Here is a 23,715-nt window from a genome sequence, read left to right on the forward strand (position 1 = left end):
CCATATTTTAATTAAGTTTTGAAGCGGCTGTTCAATTCAACCTTATCTATGTCATCAGATGTGGAGACAACGTATGATTACTTGTCCTCCGCATCTGATTTTTTAGGCTTAAAATAGGGTCTTAACGATTACGGGGCATCTGCAGTAAAATGAGGTAAATTGGCTTTGAGTTCACTTTATATTTCTGTGATAATAGGGCTAGTTAAAAAAGAAATTAGTGTTTGATATCGGAGTTGGGAAAATGGACGAAACAGATCTGCAAACTTATTGGGATGCTTTTGCACCAGAATACGCAGCGATACAGGCTGAGAGCCAGTTACCGCTGGCGTCCCGTGTTGAACAAGTTTTGAAGAAACGACACTTATTACCAACAGCAACTGTGTTGGATTTAGGTACTGGTGCAGGCCGATTTTTACCCGTTTTAGCAGCCAATGCCCAACAAGTCGTCGCCTTAGATATTTCCCAGGAAATGTTAAAATTTGCGCGACAAGCGGAACAAACGCATGGCTTCGATAATATCACATTTGTGCAGGCTAATTGGCAAACATTTATATCACGAGTTGGTAAGTATGATATTATTTTCGCTAGTATGTTTCCAGATGTAACAGATGCAAAAGAGATGGAGCAATTATTACAATTAGCCGTTAATGGCGTTATTTTTGGGCATTTTATACGGCGGCAGAGTCAGTTGGATACCATTATTTCACGTTCAGTTACCTTGCAATCCCCTGATGACACATTTAATGATGCTGTGATGCAATCAAGAAAAAATGCTTTGGCTGATTTAGGACAAACTTATTCAGTAGATCATTTAATATTCAAAACTTTTGAACCAGTTGATCGGCATTTGTTATTGATGGATCTTAAAGATCAGGTTATTAATGCAGAGGTTCCAGAATTGTTAGAAGCCGTGGCGCGTTTGTATCATAAAAAGCAGACCTTGAAAGACGAGATCTGCTATGTTTATGAATTATTAATGGTTACACCAAGCTAGTTATAAATGTGTACGGGTGTATTTTCCGGAATATTTTCAAAGAACCATTTAGCATCGGCAACACTGAGGCGGATACAGCCGTGAGAGTTGGCCTGTTTGCCCAGTTGCTTTGCTTGTGTTAAGTCGTAAGTACCTGCTTGATTTGTTGGTACAGTATGAAAAAGGTAAATACCATGGTCTTTAAAAGAAACCCAATAATTAGCGCCTTCTTTAGATTCTGAGTTGTAGAATTTCTGTCCCCGCTCAGCTTCGATTTTGAAAGTTCCAGTAGGTGTGCCCCCATCTTTACCAGTTGAAGCTAACATCGTGTATAGCGTTTGTTTGCCAGCCTTCAAGTAAACACGTTGCTTATGAATAGATACATCGACACTTAAATTAGCATAGTGAGCCACATTTGGATAGGGCTTATCCTCAGATGGCTGTTGCCAATAGTCGGTTAACTGGTTAGATTGCTGTGGTGCTTTTGTTTTTGGAACATGTTTGACAATCGTTGGCGCACTCATTTGTGACGCATGACCTTGTTTCAAAGGATGATTAGCAACTATCAAGTAGATGGGGGTGATCAACATGAGACAGACTGTTAAACTAGTAAAAATCAGTTTCAGTTTTTTTGTCATATTGATCTCCTTTCTATAATACGGGATTATCATAACACAATTTAAAGCACTCGTGGTGCATTGCTATATTAGAAATGAGGTGTTGTAATATTAAACGGAACCATATTTTTATCATCATTGTATTGGTTATTATTTCGACATTATTGATCAGTTCTTCAATGACTTATCAGGAGCAAACTTCAGTCCCATTCTTGCAAAAGGTATTGGCTAATCAACCTTTTAAGCAGCAGTTGGCCCATATTTCATTTTCCTATGCTGGGAAAACCCAATCAATTGCGGCCATTGGCTATTTTAAGTTCATTGAATTTTTTATACGTAAGGGGGCTCATTTTCTAACATACTTTATACTTGGTTTGAGTACTTATTTGGGTTTTCAAAATCGAATCCGGGGCCGTTGGTTTGCAGGAATAACGTTTTGGTTAGCCTGTACTGGCTTTGCAGCTACGGATGAATTTCATCAAATGTTAACTGGCGATCGAACGCCATTATTTCAAGATGTTATGTTGGACAGTATGGCAAGTCTATTAGGGTTACTGTTGGCTCTTGGCATTTGTTGGCGCCGCCGCAAAATAAAATTGTAACCGTAATTGAATCGCCCCCATGACTTTGCTATACTAGTATGCGTATGACTATGACTAATTAAATTAATCCAGAAAGAGGGAAACGTTAATGTCAGGACATTCCAAATGGCATAATATTCAAGGCCGTAAAAATGCTCAAGACGCTAAACGTGGCAAGATTTTTCAAAAATTGTCTCGTGAATTATATATGGCAGCAAAGAGTGGTGGTCCTGACCCAAGCGGTAACCCACAGTTACGTTTGATGATGGATAAAGCTCGCGCTGCTAATATGCCCAAAGACAACATTAAACGTGCCATTGATAAAGCTGCAGGTGGCACCGACGAACATTACGATGAAGTTGTTTATGAAGGCTATGCTCCTGGTGGCGTACCAGTGCTAGTTTATGCGTTGACTGATAATAAAAACCGGACGGCTTCTGATGTTCGAGTAGCTTTCACTCGCAATGGCGGTAGTTTGGGCTCAGCTGGTTCGGTTAGTTATATGTTCGATCGTAAAGGCTATCTTGCAATTGATCGGACAACAACGGATGCGGATGAAGATCAGATGTTGGAAGATGTGATGGATGCTGGTGGTGAAGATTTACAAACTAGCGATGAAGCGTTTGAAATTTATACAGATCCGTCAGACTTCACGGCTGTTCGAGACAGTTTAGAAGCTAAGGGGTACAAGTTGGCTAACGCTGAACTTACAATGATTCCGCAAAACTATGTCGCTGTTCCTGATGATAAAATTGAACAATATGAAAAATTGATTGATCGTTTGGAAGATAACGATGATGTATCAGATGTTTATACTGGCGGCGAGTTACCAGATGAAACAACAACAAATTAATAATTTCTGATTGAGGAGAATGAGGGCATTGTCTTTTGACACTTCAATAGTTTGTAAAATAAATCGAGTGTAAAGTCAATCAGAATAGCATAAGGCTGAGACAAAATTAATATTTTGGACTCGGTCTTATTTTTTTGTGATTTTTGCGTATCTATTTATAAAGGGAGGTGAAAACATGGATATCCAAGCCACGGTAGAAAACCTTATTGGACAAGCAATTTTGAATAAAGCCTCGGATGTTTATTTTTTACCGCTAGCTGATACTTATGAGATCCACCAACGTGTACAGCAACATAAACAAGTGGTAGCTCGACGGAGCTATCATGAGATTTTAAGTGTGTTGAACTATTTGAAATACCAAGCGCAAATGAATATCAGTGAGAATCGTCGCCCACAGACAGGGGTAATGAGTTATCAATTTCAAAAGCATGTTTATCAATTGAGATTATCTACGATTGGTAATTTTGAAAATCGAGAATCAATGGTCGTTAGAATTTTATATCCCCAACAGAAATCAAGTGAATTCTATGTTGCCAGCCAGGAACAAACGTTATTTGAATTATGTCAGCAGCGGGGATTGGTGGTATTGTCTGGGCCAACAGGTTCTGGCAAGACAACGACGCTATACCATTTAGCAACGCAATTAAGTGAGACACAAACCGTCATTGCGGTAGAAGATCCAACTGAAATTAAGGACGAGCGTATTTTACAACTACAAGTCAATGAAGCAGCTGCCATGGATTATGTGACTTTGTTAAGTGGTGTTTTGCGACATCGGCCTGATGTTTTGATTGTTGGCGAAATTCGTAATTCGGCAACAGCCCAAGCCGCCATTACGGCTGCTTTGAGCGGGCATTTAGTCTTAACGACACTGCATGCGCGTTCTACAGGAGGCGTGGTAGAGCGATTACTAGATCTTGGGATTACGCCAGTTTTATTAAAAAATGCGCTGACAGGTATTTGCTACCAACGCTTAATTCCTGATACAGATCGTGAATTAAGGCTGCTTTGTGACATTTTAAAGGACAATGCCTTATCTGAACTGATCCAAAACCCTAGACAAGTATTTGTTCAATGGCACTATCACTTGGATCATCTATTACACAATGGCAAAATCACAACGGCAGTTCACAATCTTTTCTATCAAGGCTAAGCGGCCAAGTTTGAAACAACAAATTCAGCTATTCCAAATTTTAGGACAAATGTTGCGCAATGGGTTTTCAATTGCGATTGCGTTGCAATTTATGATGGATTTTTTGCCGGACCAACGAAATTGGCTGCAAGTCTTAAGGAAGCAGTTGCGACAAGGCGATTCATTGGCAAGAGCTTTTAAAAGAATTGGGATTCATCAGGAAATTTTAGATCAATTAGCTATTGCTGATCAACATGGGCAACTAATCGTCAGTTTACAGCGTGTGACCAATTGGCTGGAAATTAAGCAAAAGCAGACTAAGAAGATTCGGCAACTGTTGAATTATCCAATTTTATTGGTTGTGATGCTGTTAGGCTGTTTCTTAGTAATGCGCTTATTTATCACACCACAGTTACAAGATCTGGGCGGAACACCACTGGTATTACCTAAAATGATCTTTTGGGTGCCAGCATGCATTGGAACGATGCTTGTAGTTTTGATGGGGGTTCTTTATTATCGCTATCGTTATTTGAATGCGTATCAACGGGTTTTGTTTAAAGTTAAATTACCGTTGATTGGTCAGATTTATTTACAATATTATCAATATTTAGTTTGTAGTAATTTAGCAGTTTTGCTTGGGAATGGTCTAAATTTATCAGAGTTACTCTTTGCCTTAAGTCGCCTATCTAAGGAGAGTCTATTTTCTCAAATATCATTAGACATAAAATGTAAATTATCGCAAGGTAAAAAACTAGAAAAGATTGTTGCGTTTAATCCTATTCTACCTAACGATTTAATTATATTTATGAAACGTGGTACAACTCTGTCTTTACTAGCTGAAGAATTAAATATTTATAGTGAATTATTATTTGAAACTTTAGTTGCACGCTTGAATCGCCTATTGCTATTAATTCAGCCATTGGCATTTTTGTTTGTGGCTTCGATTGTTGTTTTGATTTATCTGCAGTTATTATTACCAATTTATAAAACGATGGGGAATGTATGAATGTTGAAAAACTTAAGTATCAAAAAAGAGTTATTTAAATCGAAGAAGGCGTTTACATTATTAGAAATGGTTGCTGTTATCTTTATAATTGCTTTACTTTTGATCATATTCTTACCGAATATCAATGCCCAGAGAAATCATGCCAGTAGCCGCGTGGATGCTGCTTTTGAGAAAACCATCCAGACCCAAGTCGATATATATACGGAGGACAATGACGTTGCCAATTTAAAAGTTGATCCTTGGCAAAAACTGAAAGAAGCACAGCTTTTGAATGAGAGTCAGCGTAAGCAAGCTGTCGAAAAAGGATATACCATTGATGCCAATGGGCAAGTTAATCTGCCTAAGAAAGAATGAAACATCAAGGTTTTACTTTTGTAGAATCAATTATTGTGATCTTTATTTTAAGTTTAATCGTCGCAATGAGTTTTACAATTGTACCCGCCATTCGCGTTAAGCAAGAGCAACGTTATTTCTTCAAAAATTTTGAAGCGCAATATATGCGTTATCTAAATGAAACCATGTTAACGCACCGGGCTGCCTGGATTAGGGTCGACCCGCACCAAGTGGTCTTTATCATCGAAACTAGACCCAAGCAAGCAATTCCATTACCAAAATCGATCACCAAAGTTAAAATTTCTTCAAAGGATAGGCTAATTGCAATGAGTGATGAAGGCATCACTGCGCCAAGAACGATATCTTTTACCACAGAAACGGGGCAGATCTATACATACAAGATTCAAATAGGATGGGGTATTTTACATGTACAAAAAACGTAGTGGGATTTTACTTGCTGAAAATATGGTAAGCCTAAATTTGATATTTCTTGGTTTATTGGTTTTATTAAGTGTCTTTTTAAGCACGCGACAACAATTAAAAATCGCAAACCATCAGGTGGCGCGCACGTTTCAAGCGGTGAATATTTTACGAGGTGCCCAACCCACGCGGGATGTTCCAAAACAAATTTATCGCAATGATAGCAGCATAAAAATTCAATGGCCAGACGGTGGTCAAATCGAGTGCCATGTATTCTAAACGAGCTGCTTTTACATTGGTGGAAATGGTACTTAGTCTGTTTGTGCTTTGCTGCTGTGTCATATTGATTCAAACGACGTTGTTAGCTAAACAACACCTGGAAACTGCGACTATAAGTACACAGGAATCTTGGCGTGTGCGTCTAGCTTGTATCCAGTTGGATCACTATTTAGAACGCTGCGAATTTGTATCGATCAATTTGGTTAATGAACAGCTAAATACGAAGTATAAAAGTCAAGAACTGCGTATCTGGCACCATGATAAAAACACAAATGTGGGTGAGTTACGCGAAGTAGCCCCATACTATCCCAAAAATGGTAATGGCAAATTGATGATCTTATTGCAGAATTTTGAATCAAAAGGTTACATGCCGCTGTTAGAAAACTGCCGCCAGATGCAGTTTGAATATCATCAACCTTATATTTTAATGCGGATACGAATGGCATCTGGACAAGATTATCAATATCAATTGTTTTGTCCGAAAGTAAGGAGCAGTTCAAGTTGAAGTGGAAGCAGCCGGGTTATATTTTCGTAGTTGTTATATTTTTACTGAGTTTGATTGGTTTCATTTGTATCCAATGTTTGAATACCTATCATCAACAGATGATTATGTTACGTCAATTTCAACATCATCAAGAAGCTGTAATCGTTTTTGACTTGACTAGACCAATTTACCAGGATCAGCATGTTTCTAAAATTGAGACAAGTTTGGGTAATGCGATTTTTACTAAAAAGGGGTCGTTTGTTTACTGTGAAGTTCAATTAAAGAATACGAAATCTAGAGAGCGCTTTAAATATATTGATACTGCAAACAAATAAAATGGTTGGGACTCAATGTGGGACATATTTTTTCTGAGTAAAAACATGAAATTGGTTGCCAAATAATTCAGCTATCGGTACAATAAACTAGTATGATTTTAACCTGAGGTGATGAATTTGACTGAGCGACCAGTCAAGCGACTTTTTGATTTACTAGACCAATCTACCGAATTTTTACGAAAAGATTTAAATACGACCTATTTAGATGCTCTGGCTGAAAATTTAGGTAATATTTTGGATCATAAAAACGTAAAGGTAGAAAATGAGCGACCGACAAGTGAGACAATTGCAAAAATTAAAGCGCTTTATCAAAAGCTAGATTTAGATCAATTTGACTTACAAACACGGCGACAAACTTTGCAGTTATTGGCTTTTAAGGGTATACAAACGGATAAAGTCGAACCAAATAAACAAATAACACCGGATGCCATTGGAGCATTAATTGCCTTTTTGGTGGATGAATTAACTGCTCTACCGGATCAAGGACATGTATTTGATATTGCTGTTGGAAGTGGCAATTTGATATTGACAGTTATGCAGCAGTTACAGCAAGATCAAGATATTTCTTTGCAGGGCATTGGTATTGATAATGACGATCTACTTCTTGAATTGGCTGCTGTATTTAGTCAATGGCTGCTGATCAATTTAGATTTATACCATCAAGATGCTATTATGCCAGTTTTGGCGAAAGATGTTGATTTAGTGGTATCGGATTTACCAGTAGGCTATTATCCAATTGATGCAAATACTAAAAACTTTAAAACTCGCGCTAAAAGTGGTCATGCCTATGTTCACCATTTGATGATTGAGCAAAGTATCCATGCACTAAAAGCGGGGGGATTGGGCTTTTTTGTAATTCCAACAACTATTTTTCAAAGTGATGAAGCCAAGCAACTAACTGAGTTTTTAACAACGACAGCTTATTTTCAAGGTTTATTAAATTTGCCAGCCAAGCTGTTTCGTGACGAAGCCAGTCGCAAGTCGATATTGATCGTCCAAAAGCATGGTTCTGACGCGCAACAAGTAGGACAGGTGCTGCTTGGAGATTTGCCAGATTTTAACGATAAAGCGGGTTTGCAAAAGTTCCGTCAAGAATTGATCGCTTGGCGTCAAAAATATTTTAGTAAATAGAGAAAGAATAGAGGGGTTCATATGTCAAAGATCTTAGCTGTCAATGCCGGTAGTTCGACATTAAAATGGAAGTTATTTACCATGCCCGAGGAAACAGTCATTGCTGAAGGAATGGTTGATCGCTTAGGTTTATCAAATTCAGTTTTTACCGTTAAATTTAATGGTAAAAAAACTAAAGAGACCGGTGATATTCCTAATCAAGAAATCGCTGTTAAAAAGTTAATGGATACGTTGATCGATCTAGATATTATTAAAGACTTTTCTGAGATCAATGGTGTCGGCCATCGAGTTGTTGCTGGCGGCGAATTTTTCAAATCTTCTGCATTAGTTGATGATGAGAATTTGCAAAAAATTAAGGAACTTGCAGAATATGCCCCGCTACATAATCCAGCTGAAGCTAAGGGTATTGAGGCTTTCCGCAAAATCTTACCAGATGTTCCTGAAGTCGCTGTCTTTGATACATCTTTCCATACAACGATGCCAGAAGAGAACTTTTTATACAGTATCCCTATGGAATATTATAAAAAATATGGGGCTCGTAAGTATGGTGCCCATGGGACGAGCCATCGTTACGTCAGCCAGCATGCTGCTAAATTGTTGAATGTACCTCTAGCATCACAAAAAATGATTACGCTCCACATGGGCAGTGGGGTGTCAGTGACGGCTGTTAAAGATGGTAAATCGCTAGATACTTCGATGGGTTTTACGCCATTAGCTGGAGTTACAATGAGCACGCGTTCCGGTGATATTGATGCTTCTTTAGTTGCCTTTCTGATGCAAAAACTAAACATTACTGATCCCGAAGATATGATCGATATTTTGAATAAAAAATCAGGCCTATTAGGCATTTCCGGTTTATCACCAGATATGCGTGAATTGGAAGAAACTCGTGATGAACGTCCTGAATCAAAACTTGCGATTGATATTTTCGTCAATCGTATCGTTAAATACATTGGTTCCTATGTTGCTATTATGGGTGGCTTAGATACATTGGTATTTACAGCTGGCATGGGTGAAAATGATATTAAGATGCGTGCTAGAATCGTTGATAAACTAGGCTTTATTGGTGCAAAACTCGATGCCGACCGGAACAATATTATGGCCAAAGATCGAATCATCAGCGCTGATGATTCTAAGATCAATATTTTGTTAGTCCCAACTAATGAAGAGTTGATGATTGCTCGGGATACAGTTACTTTAGGAAATATCAAAGCATAGGAGACTTCTAAAATAAACGGAAGTGAGATAAATGCCTTCAGTGATCGGGCAATAACAAGGGTCACACTAATAGTGGCCTTTTCCATTTGAGCGATTCATCGTTAGGTCGCTGCTCTTTAAAACACATTTAAACAACAAATAGTCGTGTGGCTGAGACAAAACTAACGTTTTGTTTTCAGCCACTATTTTTATGATCATGGTATTGAATTTAAACTTAGCTTTAAGATTACGCTCATGAGGTCGAATGCAATATAAAATTCCTTGAGCGTATGTTTTGTAAAATAAAATGGGCTATAATACAATAAATTTGGTTGAAGATTAGAATTATCGTATTATAACTTTTTTGTTGGTTTTGTTGTTGAACAAGCTAGGAGAGGAGTTTGTTATCATGATTATTGGCATTCCCAGAGAAATTAAAAATAATGAAAATCGAGTTGGCATTACGCCAGCCGGTGTCACGAATTTAATTCATGCTGGTCAGGAAGTTTTAGTTGAAACTGGTGCTGGCATTGGCGCTGGGTATTCTGATGATGCTTATAAAGCCGCCGGTGCAAAAATTGTTTCGGCAGCTGATGCTTGGCAGGCGGATATGGTCATCAAGGTCAAAGAACCGTTAGCTGAGGAATATAAGTATTTTCGACCTGGCCTAATTCTCTATACTTATCTACATCTAGCACCTAATCCAACTTTGACAGATGCGTTATTGGCTGCTAAGGTGACTGCTATCGGCTATGAAACGATGGTTGGGCGAGATGGTGGGTTACCAGCCCTGGTCCCTATGAGTGAAGTTGCTGGACGGATGTCGATTTTAATTGGAGCTCAATTCTTACAAGAACAGTATGGTGGTAAGGGTTTGCTACTCTCTGGTGTACCAGGTGTCCGTAACGGACGTGTGACAGTTATTGGGGCTGGTACTGTTGGCTTCAATGCTGCGAAAACAGCTTTAGGCTTAGGCGCGGACGTTACAATTTTGGATATTAATCCTAGTGCTTTAGCGCGCATTGACGATTTGTTTGCCGGTAATATTAAAACATTATTCTCTAATCATGCGAACATTGCCGAAACTGTTAAGCGGTCAGATCTAGTTATTGGGGCTGTTTTAATTCCGGGAGCTAAGGCACCTACGCTAGTAACAGAAGAAATGATTGCAAGCATGGCGCCTGGATCAGTGATCGTAGATATTCCAATTGATCAAGGTGGGATTTTTGAAACTACCGATCATGCTAGTACGTTTGATGATCCTATTTACGTTAAGCATGGCGTGTTACATTATGCAGTTGCCAACATTCCTGGTGCTGTACCTAAAACAGCGACAGATGCTTTGACCAGTATCACAATTCCGTATGCTGTTCAAATTGCCAAACAGGGCATTGTTGCCGCAGCTCAAAACAATACAACTATTTTAACGGGTATCAACACCTATGATGGTCACGTTACAGATCAAGCTGTGGCTACCAGCCTCGAGCGGTCTTACATTCCCTTTAATGAACCAACTGTTAAACAGTAATCGTAGCCTTTAAAAATTGATTTAAGAAACTCTTTTATCTTGCCTTATTATTAAAATTTAATAAAGCAGTAAAAGAGTTTTTTCATTTATACTATTAAATGATTAAAAATTGCTGTAGAATTACTCTTTGGTATATTTTTTAATTTAATTGATTGGATGAGAGCATGGGAATATTGGATTATGTTTATTTGTTGATGTCAGTTGTTTTACTGGTGATTTTGGGCCTTGATTTGTTGAAATTAAAATTCCGTAGTCGAATGAATTGGCTTAGATTGACAATTGGTATTATAATTGCCGGGCTTTCGTTTGGCTCAATCAAATATTTTAATACTGACCTCATAGATGCTAGCAGCAATATTTTTATCGGCATCGCTTTTTTAGTGTTTGCTTGTTGGCAAAAGGGTTTATCAAATTGGGGCGTCATTGGTGGTCTAAGCGCTGTAAAACCCTACCCACTAGTGACCCATATCCAGATTATTCAACTAAAACCGCAAGATACGCAGGTTGTTTGTCAGTTTGGAACTTTGCAGCGAATAAAATTACGCTTCAAAGCTTCACCGCAAATGTTGCAGCAGTTCTTAAGGAAACATGGCATTCCAGATAAACGAATTGAAGTGGAAATGATGGAGGAAAATCATGATTGAGCATAAACAAGAGCCAGAGATGGCGCGTAACTTAAAGAATCGGCATGTTCAGTTGATTGCCATTGGCGGGACGATTGGGACTGGCTTGTTCTTAGGTTCTGGTAAAGCAATCAATTATGCTGGGCCCTCGATTGTGCTGGCTTACCTGATCACGGGGATTGCCTGTTTTTTTCTAATGCGAGCATTAGGTGAATTATTACTTTCTAATTTAAACTATCATTCTTATGTTGAATTTATTCGTGAATACTTGGGTGAAACAGCTGGCTTTGTTGCGGGGTGGACTTATTGGTTTTGCTGGGTCGCAATTGCTATGTCCGAAATCACCGCTGTGGGTTTGTATATCAAGTTTTGGTTGCCTCAAGTGCCGCAGTGGTTACCGGGTTTGATTTTACTAGCAATTTTATTGTTGCTGAATCTGATAACCGTAGGCGCTTTTGGGGAGACAGAATTTTGGTTTGCACTGATCAAGATCGTTGCAATTTTACTATTGATTGGCGTGGGTCTATTCATGATTTTTACGCATTATAAAACCAATGCTGGTCATGCCAGTTTTAGTAATATCATCAATTATGGTGGTTTTTTTCCTAAAGGTTTCAAAGGCTTTTTGTTTTCGTTTCAGATGGTAGTATTCAGTTTTGTTGGGATCGAGTTAGTCGGTCTGACTGCTTCTGAAACTCAGGATCCTGATAAGGTATTGCCAGTGGCGATCGATAATATTCCGATAAGAATCATTTTGTTTTATGTTGGTGCTTTATTTGTTATTATTTCGATCTTTCCTTGGAATCGGGTACTACCAGATCAAAGCCCCTTTGTGTTGGTCTTTCAAAATGTTGGGATTCGAGCTGCGGCGGATATTATTAATTTTGTGGTTATCACAGCGGCCGCGTCTGCTTGCAATAGTGCCGTCTTTAGCACCGGACGAATGCTTTATTCTTTGACTTATGACACCAAGTCTAAGTTGTTAAAGCCATTAGGGACATTATCTAAGCAAAAGGTGCCTGCGGTTGCCTTAGTTTTTTCATCAGTGGTTATTGCGATTTCAGTGTTGTTAAATATTGTAATTCCTGAATCTGTTTTTACCTTTATTACATCTGTGGCTACGACAACTTTTATTTTTATTTGGGGCAGTATTGTTGTCACACACTTGCGTTATAAACATAGCGCTAATTCAGCTAAAAGTATTTTCAAATCACCATTATTTCCGTTTGCCGATTATTTTGTTCTGGTTTTCTTAGGAATTGTCTTGGCCGTTCTCTTGATCAATCGTTCTACTTTGACGGCAGCAATGGCATCCATTATCTGGTTGTTGATCATGACGCTGCTAGGCATACGGCATACACATATTTTAAAAAGAACCCAATCATAGTTAGCGTTGAAACTTTTAAACTTGCCTTTATTTTAAATATGCCTATAATGCATTTAATGAGTAAATTGCAGGGGGCATATGAATAATGCAAGCATGGTTAGGTTCAGTGGGTTACAAATCAAGTTTTATTTTTAGTGATGATCAGCAAAAAGCAGAAACACAATTAAGAAGTGATTTAGGCGCTAATGTAGTTGATACTAATGAGTATGAAGATTTTAAAATGAAGCACGTTGCGTTTTTAGACGGGGATGAAGCCAAATCACCGACAACAATTCGCGCAAAACTGTTGGCACATGACGTGTTGACTGAGGTAATCGATGAAGTTAATGCCGATGAGAAACATCAGGCATTAAATAAGCCTGTTTATTAATTTAATAATGAGACTTTTGTGAAGCTAGTGTGTTGGTTGATCTGACATACTAGCTTCTTTTCTTGATATTATTAATATAATTTGATGTTTTAAAATTGTACACAACTATATTTTTATATAAAATGTTAAAATATAATATTATTATTGATTTTTTTGGCTAAACTATGTTATTTTAGTATGTGCGTTCAAATTTATATTTTCGGAGGTGAAAATAGAATTTGCAACGGGTGATACAAGTCAAGTATCATTAATGAAGTAATACAAATTAACATCAAGATTTTCTGTGACACAATACAAGAAACATTCATAGGATGTGGAAAACTATGACATTAGGAGAAACACAACAAGTGGATTATAACAATTTAGTAGAATATATCGGTAGAATACAAGGTAGAAATAGTGATATTATTTTAACGGAGCTGAGAACAGGTGATTTTCCAGTTGTTCAGGTGAAAAATGGCAGTATCGTTGATGCGCGTGAAGGTGATAAGACGCCAGATGTCATACTTGACCGTATTCAAGCAGCAGTAAATAGTGGCTTGAAGCAATTCCATGAACAGTTTAATTTGAAACATAAAACTGTCAATTTATCAATTTTATTAATGGGACGAGAGCATTCAGAATTTGCAATTAGTGTGATCACAGATGTGTCCCCATTTATGTCACTTTTGCGTGTAAGTACAAATCTGGCTAAACTATATCAATTGGATGCTGAAGTTGTGAATAGCTTGAGCAATGAAGTTGCTATAGGACGTAAAGCCAAAAAGCAAGAAGAGCTTAGTTTTGCAGATAAGGTTCACCAGATGGTTCGCGATAAAATAGATCAAATTGTTTTAAGTTATGGCATTGATCAAGAGAATTTTAAGGCACGTGACCGTCGTAAAATTGTTGCGCAACTGAATAAAGAGGGCGTCTTTAATATGAAGTACTCTGTATCTGATGTTGCCCGTGCTTTACAGGTTTCAGAGCCAACAATCTATCGCTATATTCAAGAATTAAAGAGCAGATAATCAAACATCACTGTGTCAATCCAGCAATAGGCCAAGGGAAAATCCTTTGGCTTATTTTTTTCGTGATGTCTAAAGATGGATCGTTCGATCTTTGATAAGTAAATACTTAAGCAAAGGGTCAGTATTTAGTAATTTTAATGAACATACATACTTTGACGATAATGACAAAAAAATATTTTTTCGTTGCGATTTGGTGATAAACGTATTTTAAGCCTGAAAAATTCAAAATTATTTCGAAATTCAATGACAGATACTATTTTTTACTGTAATCTAGAACAAGAATACATTGTAGATTAATTTATGGAGGCAACATTGATGAAGTCAGTTTTTAAAAAGCGCGGATTTATTATTGGATTGGTGATTGTGGTGGTACTTATCATTGCAATGATTGGAATTGGTATTGCTCGCAGTCGTTCTAGCAACCACACAAATTATCAAATCGTAACAATCAAGCGTGATTCTCCATTACTACTCAAGGGACAAATCGCCTCAGATAATACGGTGGATGTTACGACACCAGTATCTGGCACTTTAACTTTATCGCAGATCAACGTTCAAGATGGACAGCATGTTGAAGCTGGACAAGTCTTGATGACATTGCATGATAGTTCAGCTGAAGACCAATTATATGAAGCACAAGCTAGTTTAGCCAAAGCACGTTTAGCCGTGCAACAGGACCAACAAGCTTTGAACCAGGCACAGCAAGCGACAGCTGGTGCTCAAGATCAGTCAGGCATCCAGCAAGCGCGGAACCAATTATCCCAAGATGAATTAGCCGTTTCACAAGGCGAGACTCAGGTAAGTAATCTCCAAAATCGGTTGAATCCGATTGTAAAAGCTTCTATTTCAGGCACGATTTCACTTGATGATACCGCTAACACAACAACAGGGATGCCATCAATGAAAATTATCAGTGATGGTCAAGTAATTAATGGTCAGATTTCTGAATACGACTATGCCAAAATTCGCCCACAGACACAAGTGACTGTATTGCCAATTAGTTCAGGTGCTAAATTGAAGGGTACGATCTTAAGTGTTGATAACGTGCCAACTCAAAGTGGGGCTGGTTCAAGTGCTACAGCTGCAACTGCCGGTGGTGCGGGTGCCGGGACTTCAAGTAGTAGTGTTTCTTACTATAAATTTACGGTTAAAATTGATCAACGCTTGGTCAATGGCTTCAATGTTCAAATTAAGGTACCACAAAATACCATTCGTATCCCGAGTGCCGCAATTGTTAAAGAAAAAGGTAAGAGTTATGTTTATCGAGTTGTCAAAAATAAGGCAGTCAAAACTGAAGTCCGTGTCAGCAAAGACAATGGTGTCACTTACTTGGATAACGGATTAGATTTGAAAGATAAAATTGTGGCCAATCCTGATAAGAATATGAAATCTGGACAGGAGGTCAACAGTAGTGCTGATTAACCTAAAAAATGTAAATAAATACTACCAAAATGGGGATAGTCAGTTTCATGTGCTCAAAAACATCAATTTGAGTATTGATTCCGGAGAGTTTGTTTCAATTATGGGACCTTCAGGCGCTGGTAAGACGTCGTTGATCAATGTGTTGGGCTTTATTGACCGTTCATTTGAGGGTGAATACCAATTCGATGGTCAGTCATACGATACAATCGATGACCGAACCTTGTCGCGTTTACGTAATCAAAGTGTTGGTTTTGTTTTCCAAAATTTTAAATTGATCCAGAACAATACAATCTTGGAAAACGTTGAATTGCCGTTGCTATATGGCGGCATGTCTAAAAGAGAGGCCAAACCGATTGTTTTAGAAGCTTTAGAAAAGGTTGGATTACCGAATAGTGCCACTAAGATCCCTAATGAATTATCAGGGGGGCAGCAGCAGCGGGTAGCCATTGCACGGGCTATTGTGCATAAACCTAAGTTTGTTTTGGCTGATGAACCCACCGGTGCATTAGATTCAAAAACATCTAGTGAAATCATGGCAATTTTCAAAAAGTTGAATGAAGATGAAGGCACCACAGTTTTGCTTGTAACCCATGATAAACGTGTATCAGAATACGGCGACCGGTTGATCACAATTTTTGACGGTGCAATTACGTCGGATAAGCAGGTGGAAGTATGAGATTTCAAGAAGTATGGGAGACAGCATTACGGTCGATTTTTAAAAATAAGCGGCGTAGTATCCTAACCATGGTCGGCATCGTTATTGGGATCGCAGCTGTTGTCACAATTTTGGCAATTGGCCATGGGTTTTCAAATTGGACGACTAAACAACTGACGAGCAATGCGCGTGGTGAAACTCAAGGCACGATTGTTTTTACGCCTAACAATCAGTCTGATGATGAGGTTAGTTCTTCAATGGTGGGCTTTGATCAGTCTGATGCTATTTTGGTTGAAGGCATCTCTGGTGTTAAAAAGGCAAAGATTGAAAAAGAAACGGATCAGAATATTTTTGAACAGACATATAATGTCAATGGTAAGATGCAGTCGCAAGTTATCGGTTTGGTCAGTAAAAAAGGTACTGCTGTTAAATATGGTCGAGCTTTAAGACCACAGGATGATCTTTTACAACGGCAAGTTGCTGTGATCGATACCGATTTAGCCAAAGGTGTTTTTGGGAATAGCCGTGCTGCTCTTGGCCGGGGGATTGATGTAGATGGAGAACTGTATGAAGTTGTTGGTGTACGGGAACCTGTCAATTTTTCTTTTAATCTAAGTACGTCCACTGAGAGTCAATTGCAGTATGCCAATATTCAGGTGCCAAAACAGACTTATGCTCAGTATAGCCGTGGTAAAGGAAATACGAGCAACACCTTATCCATTACAATTACCAAGGGGCAAAAAACATCTAAAGTACTCAATGAAGCCGTTAAGCAGCTAAAAGCAACAGGGACGCAACGGAATAGTGGTAAGTATGAAGCAAATGATCCTTCACAGGCAACTGATAGTATTGGGAAAGTCTTAGGGGCAGTGACAACGTTTATTGCAGCTATCGCAGGGATCTCACTATTTATTGCCGGTGTTGGGGTCATGAATATGATGTATATTTCTGTTGCTGAACGAACGACTGAAATTGGGATTCGTCGAGCAATGGGTGCGACACAAAGTAATATTAAAATGCAATTTTTATTGGAAAGTGCAACTTTAACAATTATTGGTGGTCTGGTGGGGTACCTATTAGGGTTAGCCATTGCTGCTCTGATAGGATTAGCACTACCATTCCCGATCAGTGTTGATTTTAGTTCCTTCTTACTTGCATTTGGGGTTTCCACGTTCGTTGGGCTTGTATTTGGGGTCATGCCAGCATCTAGTGCCAGCAAGAAAGATTTGATCGATATTATTCGTTAAGATTTACCCAGTACAAAGGAGCGTGTTCCATGAAAAAATGGTTCAACAATGCATCAGTATCAGATACACGTATGTTTATGATCATCATGGCTTTGACAAGTTTGTTGACTTTGTTCTTTTCCTTATTTCTATTTCCCGATCCTAAAGTTCATGAAGCGTTAGGTAAAGTAGGCAGTAATGGTGGAGCAATGATTGCTGTGATTGGTTCGATAAGCGGTGTGATCGGGATTGTCATTGGTTTATTTGTGACAGTGTACTTACAATTCCTACTGTATTATATTGTAATGTCGATCAAAAAAAGGACCATGACTAAAGAAATCAATCAGCTCGCTAAACGTAGCTTTTATATTAGCACTGCCATTTCTTTGATTGTTTCACAATTAATCAATATTATTGCCATGCTGATCGAGCAACATCAAATTGTGGATACTACATTTACAATAGTGGTCACGGTCATTCAAATTTTGGTTACGATTGGTTTATTGTATGGCTTCTTCAAATATTTAGTAAAGGACCTACAAGTTGGCTATTGGATTATCACAGTAGTGTTTGTTGTCCAACTGGTAATTGCTTTAATGCCAATCTTTAGCAAGTATTCACTTTAAAATGACAAAAGAAGCGTTCGGGTACAAGACTAATGCCTTGTTTCCAAACGCTTCTTTTTTAGCTGGAGAAATTTAATTTTCAATCTCTAATTGTTGTCGAATATTACGAATTATAGTTTTGTTACCGGTAAAAATCAGATGATCGCCTTGTTGAAGTTCTGTATCACCATGAGGTGCAAAGAACTCATGATTGCGATAAATTCGGGCAATGGTAATATCATTAATAAATGGTAAATTTTTGATTTCCAGACCTGTGAAGCGTCGGTTATTAACGGTGACTTCAAAGAGACCTGAATCGGTATCCGTAATGATTTTAAAGGTCGCAGGGGCTTCGATCATGCTTCGTAACATGGAAATATTAGCTTCAAAAGTATTGAAAACTTCCACGCCTTGTTCTGTTAAGCGATCATATTGATCATTTGCGACATTTTTAGTTTCGAAGCGGGCGATGATACGAGGGACATTTTCATCTAGAGCCCATTGCGAGAGCTCATAATTTCGTTCATGATCGGCATAAGCCATCACAATAACATCGGTATCAAAAACCTGGTGTTCAATCAACGCGGCTTGAGTTAAGTTGTCTAAGAAAACAATATTGGCTTCAGAATTGTAAGTCCGGTAATTATCTTCACGGTCGGTGAATAACGTAACATCATACCAACCCTTGATCAATTGCTGAGCAATCGGCACGGTAATCAAATTGGCACCAATAAAATTAACCTTTGTCTTCTTAAGGTCCTCTGGTTCTGGTTGATGAAATTTGTTAAACAAAACTGGAAATAGGACACAGACAATAATTGCAGCTAACGTGAAGGCACCAGACTGGGCTTCGGTGATTACTTTTAAATTCCGACCTACTTGTAAAGCAGGCAAGACGATCGTAATCGTCGTGGTACTTAGAAAAGTACCCGCCCAGGCGTTACTATTTTTAAAGCGCCGTCGTAAAATCCAATAAATCGGTAGCTTAGCTAACATGAACCCCAGTAGGAAAACTGGAATCAACGTCAAAGCTTGCGGATCAGCAAATAGGGCGCGAATATTTAACTTGACACCAGTCATAATGAAAAAAATTGGAATGAAAAAGCCATAGCCTAATGAAGTCAGTTTGTTTTGCGTTTCCTCCTTTGGTCGTAAAAGTTTCATCACGATCCCAGCTAAAAAGGCTCCCAGGATATTTTCAGCACCCACACCTTCAGCGATAGAAACTAACGCAATGATCAAGAAAAATGCCAGTCGAATATCTAATTGTGTCGTCGATTTATCAATAGCTTCAAAGAAATGGTAAATTCGACGCGAACGGGTCAGCAGAAAAATCGCGGCCAAAAAAATTAAGGCGATCAGCCAGACACGTTCTGCGTGGGCACTGTGCAGGGAAGCGTAAATCGTGAGGGCTGTCAGGGGAATCACTTCACCTAGGGCAGCAATCAAAAGCAGCGTCTGTCCTAGCGGTTTACTTAATAGTTCTTGTTCCTTCAAAGCGGCAATCACAATACCAAGGGCAATCGTGGCAAAAATAATGGCCGCTAATGGCAATTCTGTAAACAGGCCCAAAAGTTTTAAGATGTACGCTAGACCAGTGGCTAGGACAACAATGATTATAAAGCTGCTGCTGGCGATTTTAAGTGGCGTCCAAAATTGTTTATCTTTACCGACTTGCGGTTTAAATAAGGTAAAGTCGATTTCCATACCGCTTAAAAATAATAGAATTATGACACCTAATGATGATAATTGATTTAAGGTGCTGTTCACGTGTATGATATTTAGTAGACTTTTACCGAGAATAATCCCAACAAGAATCTCGGCAACAGCCGTGGGTAAATTTGAAATGTGGAATTTAGCTAACAACAATGGGGTGGCTAAAGCCGTAAAAATAACGATTAGAAATGATAGATCTTCCAAAATGAGCCTCCTTTAGGTATGCGATTAAATATTTCGGAAAGAAGCGAAGCAATGAAGCAGACAAAAAAACAAATCAATCTTTGGATCATTGCACTTGTTTTAGTAATGGGCATTGGCCTGACGATTTTTATGCGCCATAACGCTTTTTTATACAAATATACAGTTGCCCAAGTCACAGCGACCCAAACATTGAGCAAACATAAAAATGAAGATACCCATCAAAATGTAGACTATTCTACGACGCAAAATATTACCTTAAAAATATTGAATGGGCAACATAAAAATAAAAAATTTAATTTACATAATACCTATACTTATTCTCAAGCATTAGACCAGAAGTATCATCCGGGGCAACAAGTTTTGGTTACCTTGAATGCTAAATCACCTAGTAGATCCGTCATTATTGGCCAAAAACGCGATACGTTGATCGTGACATTGATTTGGCTGACCATTTTGCTGATTTTAGTGATTGTCCGTAAAAAAGGTGCCCTATCTATTTTAAGTCTATTGGTCAATGTTTTGTTATTTATTTTGGCGATTCAATTAGAACTACGCCATAACGGGAAGCATCTGCTGCCTATTTTTGCCGTGTTAGTTGTTTTGTTTACGTTATTTACAATTGGTTTGATTTTTGGCCTTAATGCGGAAATGTTTGTTTCATCGGTAGCCACAATTACAGCGACTTCGGTCAGTTTTTTACTGTTTTTACTCGTTTTAAAATTGACTCATGAGCAGGGGATACATTATGAAGCTGTGAGCTATGCCGTGCAGCAGCCTAAAACAATCTTTTTGGCACAGGTTATGATTGGGGTGCTGGGTGCAATTATGGATGAGAGTACTGATATTACTTCAGCCATGCATCAACTTAAATATGAAAATCCAGGATTGCCCTTTCACAAGGTGTTTCGCTCTGGTTTAAATATGGGTAAGCAAATTATTGGTCCGTTGATCAGCATCTTATTTCTAATTTTCATGGCGGATACGATTCCAATGGCCATTTTGTATTTGCGAAATGGCAATAGCATTGTCGAAACCTTCAACTGGACCATGTATCTCGGTTTAGTACAATCACTAGTTAGTGCCATCGGTATCGTATTAACTGTACCGTTGACCAGCGCACTAGCTGGCCGATTTATAGGAGGTAAACGATGAGTTTAGGAGTCGTCAGTGCCTTAGCACTTATTTTGTTAGTTTTATTGTTATTAGTCACTGGTAAAGATACCTTTAGTATTTTTGGTGGGATGATTCTGAATTTTCTAGCTATTTTCTTTGTGATCTTACTGATTGCTTTAGGCACACCACCCTTAGCTACTGCTTTTATCTCTGGCTTAGTGATTCTGGCAATCATTATCTATTTCAGTCCGGTGGATTTGAAAACCGGGACAATTGCTTATATTGTTTCCGTGTTGACGATCGTGTTACTAGTCTTATTAATTTTGCCAGTTCAGTATTTTGGGCAGTTACAAGGCTTCGGGAATGAGACAAATGAAGAATTAGGTGTTTTTTCCGTACTGATTGGCGTGTCCTTTGGCCAGGTGGCGACTGCGATGCTGCTTATGAGTGCGTTGGGGGCCATTGCGGAAGCTAGTATCGCGATGGTCAGTGCCTTAAATGAATTGATTGAAGAAACGCCAGATCTGACGGATCAACGGCTATATCATGACGGTCGAATCATCGGTGGTAAAATTATGGGCACGGCTTATAATACTTTGTTCTTTGGCTTCTTTGGAGGTTATTTAGCTTTATTCATTTGGTTTATCGAGCTGAAATATTCGCCAGCTTTATTGATCAATGATAAACTATTTATTGCTGAGGTGGCGTCAGTGATCCTATCCATGATTGCTGTGACGTTAACGGTACCATTTACTACGTTCTTGGTCGTACGCTGGCGTCACCGCATGATTTCTAAAAGTAAGAGGTGAATACGTGTGAAAATTGATATTATCATGCATGTGCCCCACGAAGGTCCGGGTTTGCTAGAAACAATCGCGGCACATTTTCAAGATCAATTGATTTACCATCGGCTATATGAAGAGCCAAATGCAATTCAAAAGATTGACCCAAAACAAGTGACATTCCTAATTGTGATGGGTGGTCCAATGAGTGCCAACGATGATTTACCTTGGCTGCCATTGGAGCGGCAATTGATCAAAGCTGTTTATCAAAATGGCGGCCGAGTACTTGGGATTTGTTTAGGTGCTCAGCAAGTGGCCCTAGCGTTTAATGGTCGAGTTGCACCTATGCGCTATAAAGAGTTAGGGTGGTTCCCAGTCGCTTCAACTGTTGAAGACCTGCCCAGTGGTTTAGTTTTTCATTGGCATGGTGAAAAAATTGAATTGCCAGATATTGCCCAGCAAATTTATACCAATGATCATTGTCCTGCGCAAGGGTTCCGTATTGGTGATCGTGTCTATGGATTACAATTTCATCCCGAGATGACGCAGACTGGGTTAGACCAGTTATTAGCCGCGGATGCCGCCTACTTAGATGAACCCAGCGAAACGGTTCAAAGTCTAGCTCAGATGCAAAAGTTTGATTGGCGGACGAGTACGGGTCAGCGCATCACCGAAATGATTTATGAAGCGATTCGCAATAGCTGAGCGTGTGATAAAAGGTGTTGCCTTTCGCACACGTTTAAAATTTAATTGTTCGTACACAAAAAGTGGCTGCAAACAAAACATTAGCTTTGTTTATAGCCACTTTTTTAATCAAGTGTCATCATTATTTTAATTGACTAATGGCGTCAAAGTCAGCTTTAGCTAATTTAATATTTGCGGCACTGACATTTTGCTTCAAGTGAGCCAAATTGGCTGTTCCTGGAATTGGCAAAATAACTGGCGAACGTTGTAGTAACCAAGCCAAAGCAATTTGAGCTGGTTGAGCCTGGTATTTTTCAGCAATCTTGCTTAGCACACTGCCGGGTTCTGCAAGCTTACCAGTCGCTAATGGAAACCAAGGTACAAAAATTTGCTGATGGGCTTCGGCATAATCTAAAACAGCCTCATCTGCACGGTCAATCACGTTGTAGCGATTTTGAACGGCATCGATTTTAACGATCTTTTCAGCGGCTTCTAGATCAGCAACACTAACTTGGCTGAGGCCAATGTGTTTGATCTTACCCTCGGCTTGCATTTTTTTAAGTTCACCCAGCTGCTCAGCTAAAGGCACCTTGGGATCAATCCGATGTAAAAATAACAAATCAATGTGATCGACACCCAAAGACCAGAGATTTAATTCGACTTGTTGACGCAAGTAGTCTGGCCGGCCATCTGGTGTCCACAAGTTAGGTCCTTGGCGCGTCTGCCCCACTTTGGTGGATATAAATAAATCACTATATACTCCCTGGTAAGGTGCATAGGCTTTTTTCATTAACAAGTTGGCGAAGAAGGGCCCATAGGCGTCGGCGGTATCAATAAAATTGATACCCAATTCGACCGCACTTTGTAGGACTTTAACGGCATTTTCGGGGTTTTCAGATGGACCCCAAACACCTTTTCCAGGTAATTGCATGGTCCCGTAGCCTAAACGATTAAACGTTCGGTCGCCTAATGATAAGGTGCCCGCGTTTTTTGCATTGATTTCAGCCATAATTAGCAGCACTCCTTTATTTGAATTTCAATGGTATTTT

The 23,715-nt window shown here is 38.9% G+C and carries 27 protein-coding genes; 24 read left to right on the forward strand and 3 right to left on the reverse strand.

Going from position 1 to position 23,715, the window contains the following annotated elements; all coding sequences use genetic code 11:
- Nucleotides 1-241: 241 nt before the first annotated feature.
- The gene (locus ACNAN0_RS04190) at nucleotides 242-994 is read left to right on the forward strand and encodes a class I SAM-dependent methyltransferase (RefSeq protein WP_230913542.1); all 753 of its coding nucleotides are present in this window, start codon (nucleotides 242-244) and stop codon (nucleotides 992-994) included.
- Here ACNAN0_RS04190 and ACNAN0_RS04195 read toward each other — a convergent pair.
- Nucleotides 991-1,611: a L,D-transpeptidase gene (locus ACNAN0_RS04195; protein ID WP_416353956.1), complete on the reverse strand. Its 621-nt coding sequence runs from the start codon at nucleotides 1,609-1,611 to the stop codon at nucleotides 991-993. The genes ACNAN0_RS04190 and ACNAN0_RS04195 overlap by 4 nt on opposite strands.
- A 74-nt stretch (nucleotides 1,612-1,685) precedes the next feature.
- On the opposite strand from ACNAN0_RS04195, the gene ACNAN0_RS04200 reads away from it, so the two are divergent.
- The 20 genes from ACNAN0_RS04200 (at nucleotide 1,686) to ACNAN0_RS04295 (ending at nucleotide 18,188) form a co-directional block, all read left to right on the forward strand.
- Nucleotides 1,686-2,192, forward strand: coding sequence for a VanZ family protein (locus ACNAN0_RS04200; RefSeq protein WP_230913540.1), 507 nt, complete (start codon nucleotides 1,686-1,688; stop codon nucleotides 2,190-2,192).
- Nucleotides 2,193-2,280: 88 nt separating this feature from the next.
- On the forward strand, nucleotides 2,281-3,024 hold the full coding sequence (locus ACNAN0_RS04205) for a YebC/PmpR family DNA-binding transcriptional regulator (protein ID WP_230913539.1): 744 nt from the start codon (nucleotides 2,281-2,283) through the stop codon (nucleotides 3,022-3,024).
- A gap of 175 nt (nucleotides 3,025-3,199) precedes the next feature.
- On the forward strand, nucleotides 3,200-4,177 hold the full coding sequence (comGA, locus tag ACNAN0_RS04210; protein WP_230913538.1) for a competence type IV pilus ATPase ComGA: 978 nt from the start codon (nucleotides 3,200-3,202) through the stop codon (nucleotides 4,175-4,177).
- Nucleotides 4,131-5,162: a type II secretion system F family protein gene (locus ACNAN0_RS04215; protein WP_416353957.1), complete on the forward strand. Its 1,032-nt coding sequence runs from the start codon at nucleotides 4,131-4,133 to the stop codon at nucleotides 5,160-5,162. The genes comGA and ACNAN0_RS04215 overlap by 47 nt, the downstream gene beginning before the upstream one ends.
- Complete coding sequence (locus tag ACNAN0_RS04220) at nucleotides 5,163-5,516, forward strand: competence type IV pilus major pilin ComGC (RefSeq protein WP_230913536.1); 354 nt, start codon at nucleotides 5,163-5,165, stop codon at nucleotides 5,514-5,516.
- Nucleotides 5,513-5,938: a prepilin-type N-terminal cleavage/methylation domain-containing protein gene (locus tag ACNAN0_RS04225; protein ID WP_416353958.1), complete on the forward strand. Its 426-nt coding sequence runs from the start codon at nucleotides 5,513-5,515 to the stop codon at nucleotides 5,936-5,938. Before ACNAN0_RS04220 ends, ACNAN0_RS04225 begins: the two co-directional genes overlap by 4 nt.
- Nucleotides 5,922-6,194, forward strand: coding sequence for a hypothetical protein (locus ACNAN0_RS04230; RefSeq protein ID WP_416353959.1), 273 nt, complete (start codon nucleotides 5,922-5,924; stop codon nucleotides 6,192-6,194). Before ACNAN0_RS04225 ends, ACNAN0_RS04230 begins: the two co-directional genes overlap by 17 nt.
- Nucleotides 6,184-6,699 (forward strand): competence type IV pilus minor pilin ComGF, encoded by a 516-nt coding sequence (locus ACNAN0_RS04235; RefSeq protein ID WP_416353960.1) that lies wholly within the window; start codon nucleotides 6,184-6,186, stop codon nucleotides 6,697-6,699. The genes ACNAN0_RS04230 and ACNAN0_RS04235 overlap by 11 nt, the downstream gene beginning before the upstream one ends.
- Nucleotides 6,696-7,013 (forward strand): hypothetical protein, encoded by a 318-nt coding sequence (locus ACNAN0_RS04240; protein WP_230913532.1) that lies wholly within the window; start codon nucleotides 6,696-6,698, stop codon nucleotides 7,011-7,013. Before ACNAN0_RS04235 ends, ACNAN0_RS04240 begins: the two co-directional genes overlap by 4 nt.
- A gap of 117 nt (nucleotides 7,014-7,130) precedes the next feature.
- Entirely contained in the window at nucleotides 7,131-8,144 is a 1,014-nt protein-coding gene (locus ACNAN0_RS04245) for a class I SAM-dependent methyltransferase (protein WP_416353961.1), read from the forward strand.
- Nucleotides 8,145-8,165: 21 nt separating this feature from the next.
- Entirely contained in the window at nucleotides 8,166-9,362 is a 1,197-nt protein-coding gene (locus ACNAN0_RS04250) for an acetate/propionate family kinase (RefSeq protein ID WP_230913530.1), read from the forward strand.
- Between the two features lie 388 nt (nucleotides 9,363-9,750).
- Nucleotides 9,751-10,869, forward strand: a complete 1,119-nt coding sequence (gene ald, locus ACNAN0_RS04255; RefSeq protein WP_416353962.1) for an alanine dehydrogenase — start codon at nucleotides 9,751-9,753, stop codon at nucleotides 10,867-10,869.
- 164 nt (nucleotides 10,870-11,033) lie between these two features.
- The gene (locus ACNAN0_RS04260) at nucleotides 11,034-11,513 is read left to right on the forward strand and encodes a hypothetical protein (protein ID WP_416353963.1); all 480 of its coding nucleotides are present in this window, start codon (nucleotides 11,034-11,036) and stop codon (nucleotides 11,511-11,513) included.
- Nucleotides 11,503-12,879: an amino acid permease gene (locus ACNAN0_RS04265; RefSeq protein ID WP_416354169.1), complete on the forward strand. Its 1,377-nt coding sequence runs from the start codon at nucleotides 11,503-11,505 to the stop codon at nucleotides 12,877-12,879. The genes ACNAN0_RS04260 and ACNAN0_RS04265 overlap by 11 nt, the downstream gene beginning before the upstream one ends.
- Before the next feature lie 85 nt (nucleotides 12,880-12,964).
- Nucleotides 12,965-13,249 carry a hypothetical protein gene (locus ACNAN0_RS04270; protein WP_416353964.1) on the forward strand — a complete coding sequence of 95 codons (285 nt, stop codon included), beginning with the start codon at nucleotides 12,965-12,967 and terminating at the stop codon, nucleotides 13,247-13,249.
- A 323-nt stretch (nucleotides 13,250-13,572) separates the two neighbouring features.
- Nucleotides 13,573-14,259 (forward strand): helix-turn-helix domain-containing protein, encoded by a 687-nt coding sequence (locus tag ACNAN0_RS04275; protein WP_416353965.1) that lies wholly within the window; start codon nucleotides 13,573-13,575, stop codon nucleotides 14,257-14,259.
- Nucleotides 14,260-14,574: 315 nt separating this feature from the next.
- A complete protein-coding gene (locus tag ACNAN0_RS04280; protein WP_416353966.1) occupies nucleotides 14,575-15,681 on the forward strand; it encodes an efflux RND transporter periplasmic adaptor subunit in 1,107 nt (368 codons plus the stop codon).
- Entirely contained in the window at nucleotides 15,674-16,357 is a 684-nt protein-coding gene (locus ACNAN0_RS04285; RefSeq protein ID WP_230913559.1) for an ABC transporter ATP-binding protein, read from the forward strand. The genes ACNAN0_RS04280 and ACNAN0_RS04285 overlap by 8 nt, the downstream gene beginning before the upstream one ends.
- On the forward strand, nucleotides 16,354-17,583 hold the full coding sequence (locus ACNAN0_RS04290) for an ABC transporter permease (RefSeq protein ID WP_230913523.1): 1,230 nt from the start codon (nucleotides 16,354-16,356) through the stop codon (nucleotides 17,581-17,583). The genes ACNAN0_RS04285 and ACNAN0_RS04290 overlap by 4 nt, the downstream gene beginning before the upstream one ends.
- Before the next feature lie 29 nt (nucleotides 17,584-17,612).
- Nucleotides 17,613-18,188, forward strand: coding sequence for a hypothetical protein (locus ACNAN0_RS04295; protein WP_416353967.1), 576 nt, complete (start codon nucleotides 17,613-17,615; stop codon nucleotides 18,186-18,188).
- Between the two features lie 72 nt (nucleotides 18,189-18,260).
- Here ACNAN0_RS04295 and ACNAN0_RS04300 read toward each other — a convergent pair whose 3' ends face one another.
- Entirely contained in the window at nucleotides 18,261-20,087 is a 1,827-nt protein-coding gene (locus tag ACNAN0_RS04300) for a monovalent cation:proton antiporter family protein (protein ID WP_416353968.1), read from the reverse strand.
- A gap of 18 nt (nucleotides 20,088-20,105) precedes the next feature.
- Here ACNAN0_RS04300 and ACNAN0_RS04305 point away from each other — a divergent pair, with 18 nt between their 5' ends.
- From ACNAN0_RS04305 to ACNAN0_RS04315, 3 genes are read left to right on the forward strand one after another with little or no spacing between them, the layout of a single operon-like run.
- Nucleotides 20,106-21,239 (forward strand): YibE/F family protein, encoded by a 1,134-nt coding sequence (locus ACNAN0_RS04305; RefSeq protein WP_416353969.1) that lies wholly within the window; start codon nucleotides 20,106-20,108, stop codon nucleotides 21,237-21,239.
- Nucleotides 21,236-22,009 (forward strand): YibE/F family protein, encoded by a 774-nt coding sequence (locus ACNAN0_RS04310; RefSeq protein WP_416353970.1) that lies wholly within the window; start codon nucleotides 21,236-21,238, stop codon nucleotides 22,007-22,009. Before ACNAN0_RS04305 ends, ACNAN0_RS04310 begins: the two co-directional genes overlap by 4 nt.
- Before the next feature lie 6 nt (nucleotides 22,010-22,015).
- On the forward strand, nucleotides 22,016-22,687 hold the full coding sequence (locus ACNAN0_RS04315; protein ID WP_230913518.1) for a type 1 glutamine amidotransferase: 672 nt from the start codon (nucleotides 22,016-22,018) through the stop codon (nucleotides 22,685-22,687).
- A 121-nt stretch (nucleotides 22,688-22,808) separates the two neighbouring features.
- Here the strand turns inward: ACNAN0_RS04315 and ACNAN0_RS04320 are convergent, their stop codons facing one another.
- Complete coding sequence (locus ACNAN0_RS04320; protein WP_416353971.1) at nucleotides 22,809-23,675, reverse strand: aldo/keto reductase; 867 nt, start codon at nucleotides 23,673-23,675, stop codon at nucleotides 22,809-22,811.
- Between the last annotated feature and the right edge of the window lie 40 nt (nucleotides 23,676-23,715).

Origin of the sequence: Agrilactobacillus fermenti (genome assembly GCF_047943045.1) — a bacterium.
In the GTDB taxonomy this organism is placed as follows: Bacteria; Bacillota; Bacilli; order Lactobacillales; family Lactobacillaceae; genus Agrilactobacillus; species Agrilactobacillus fermenti.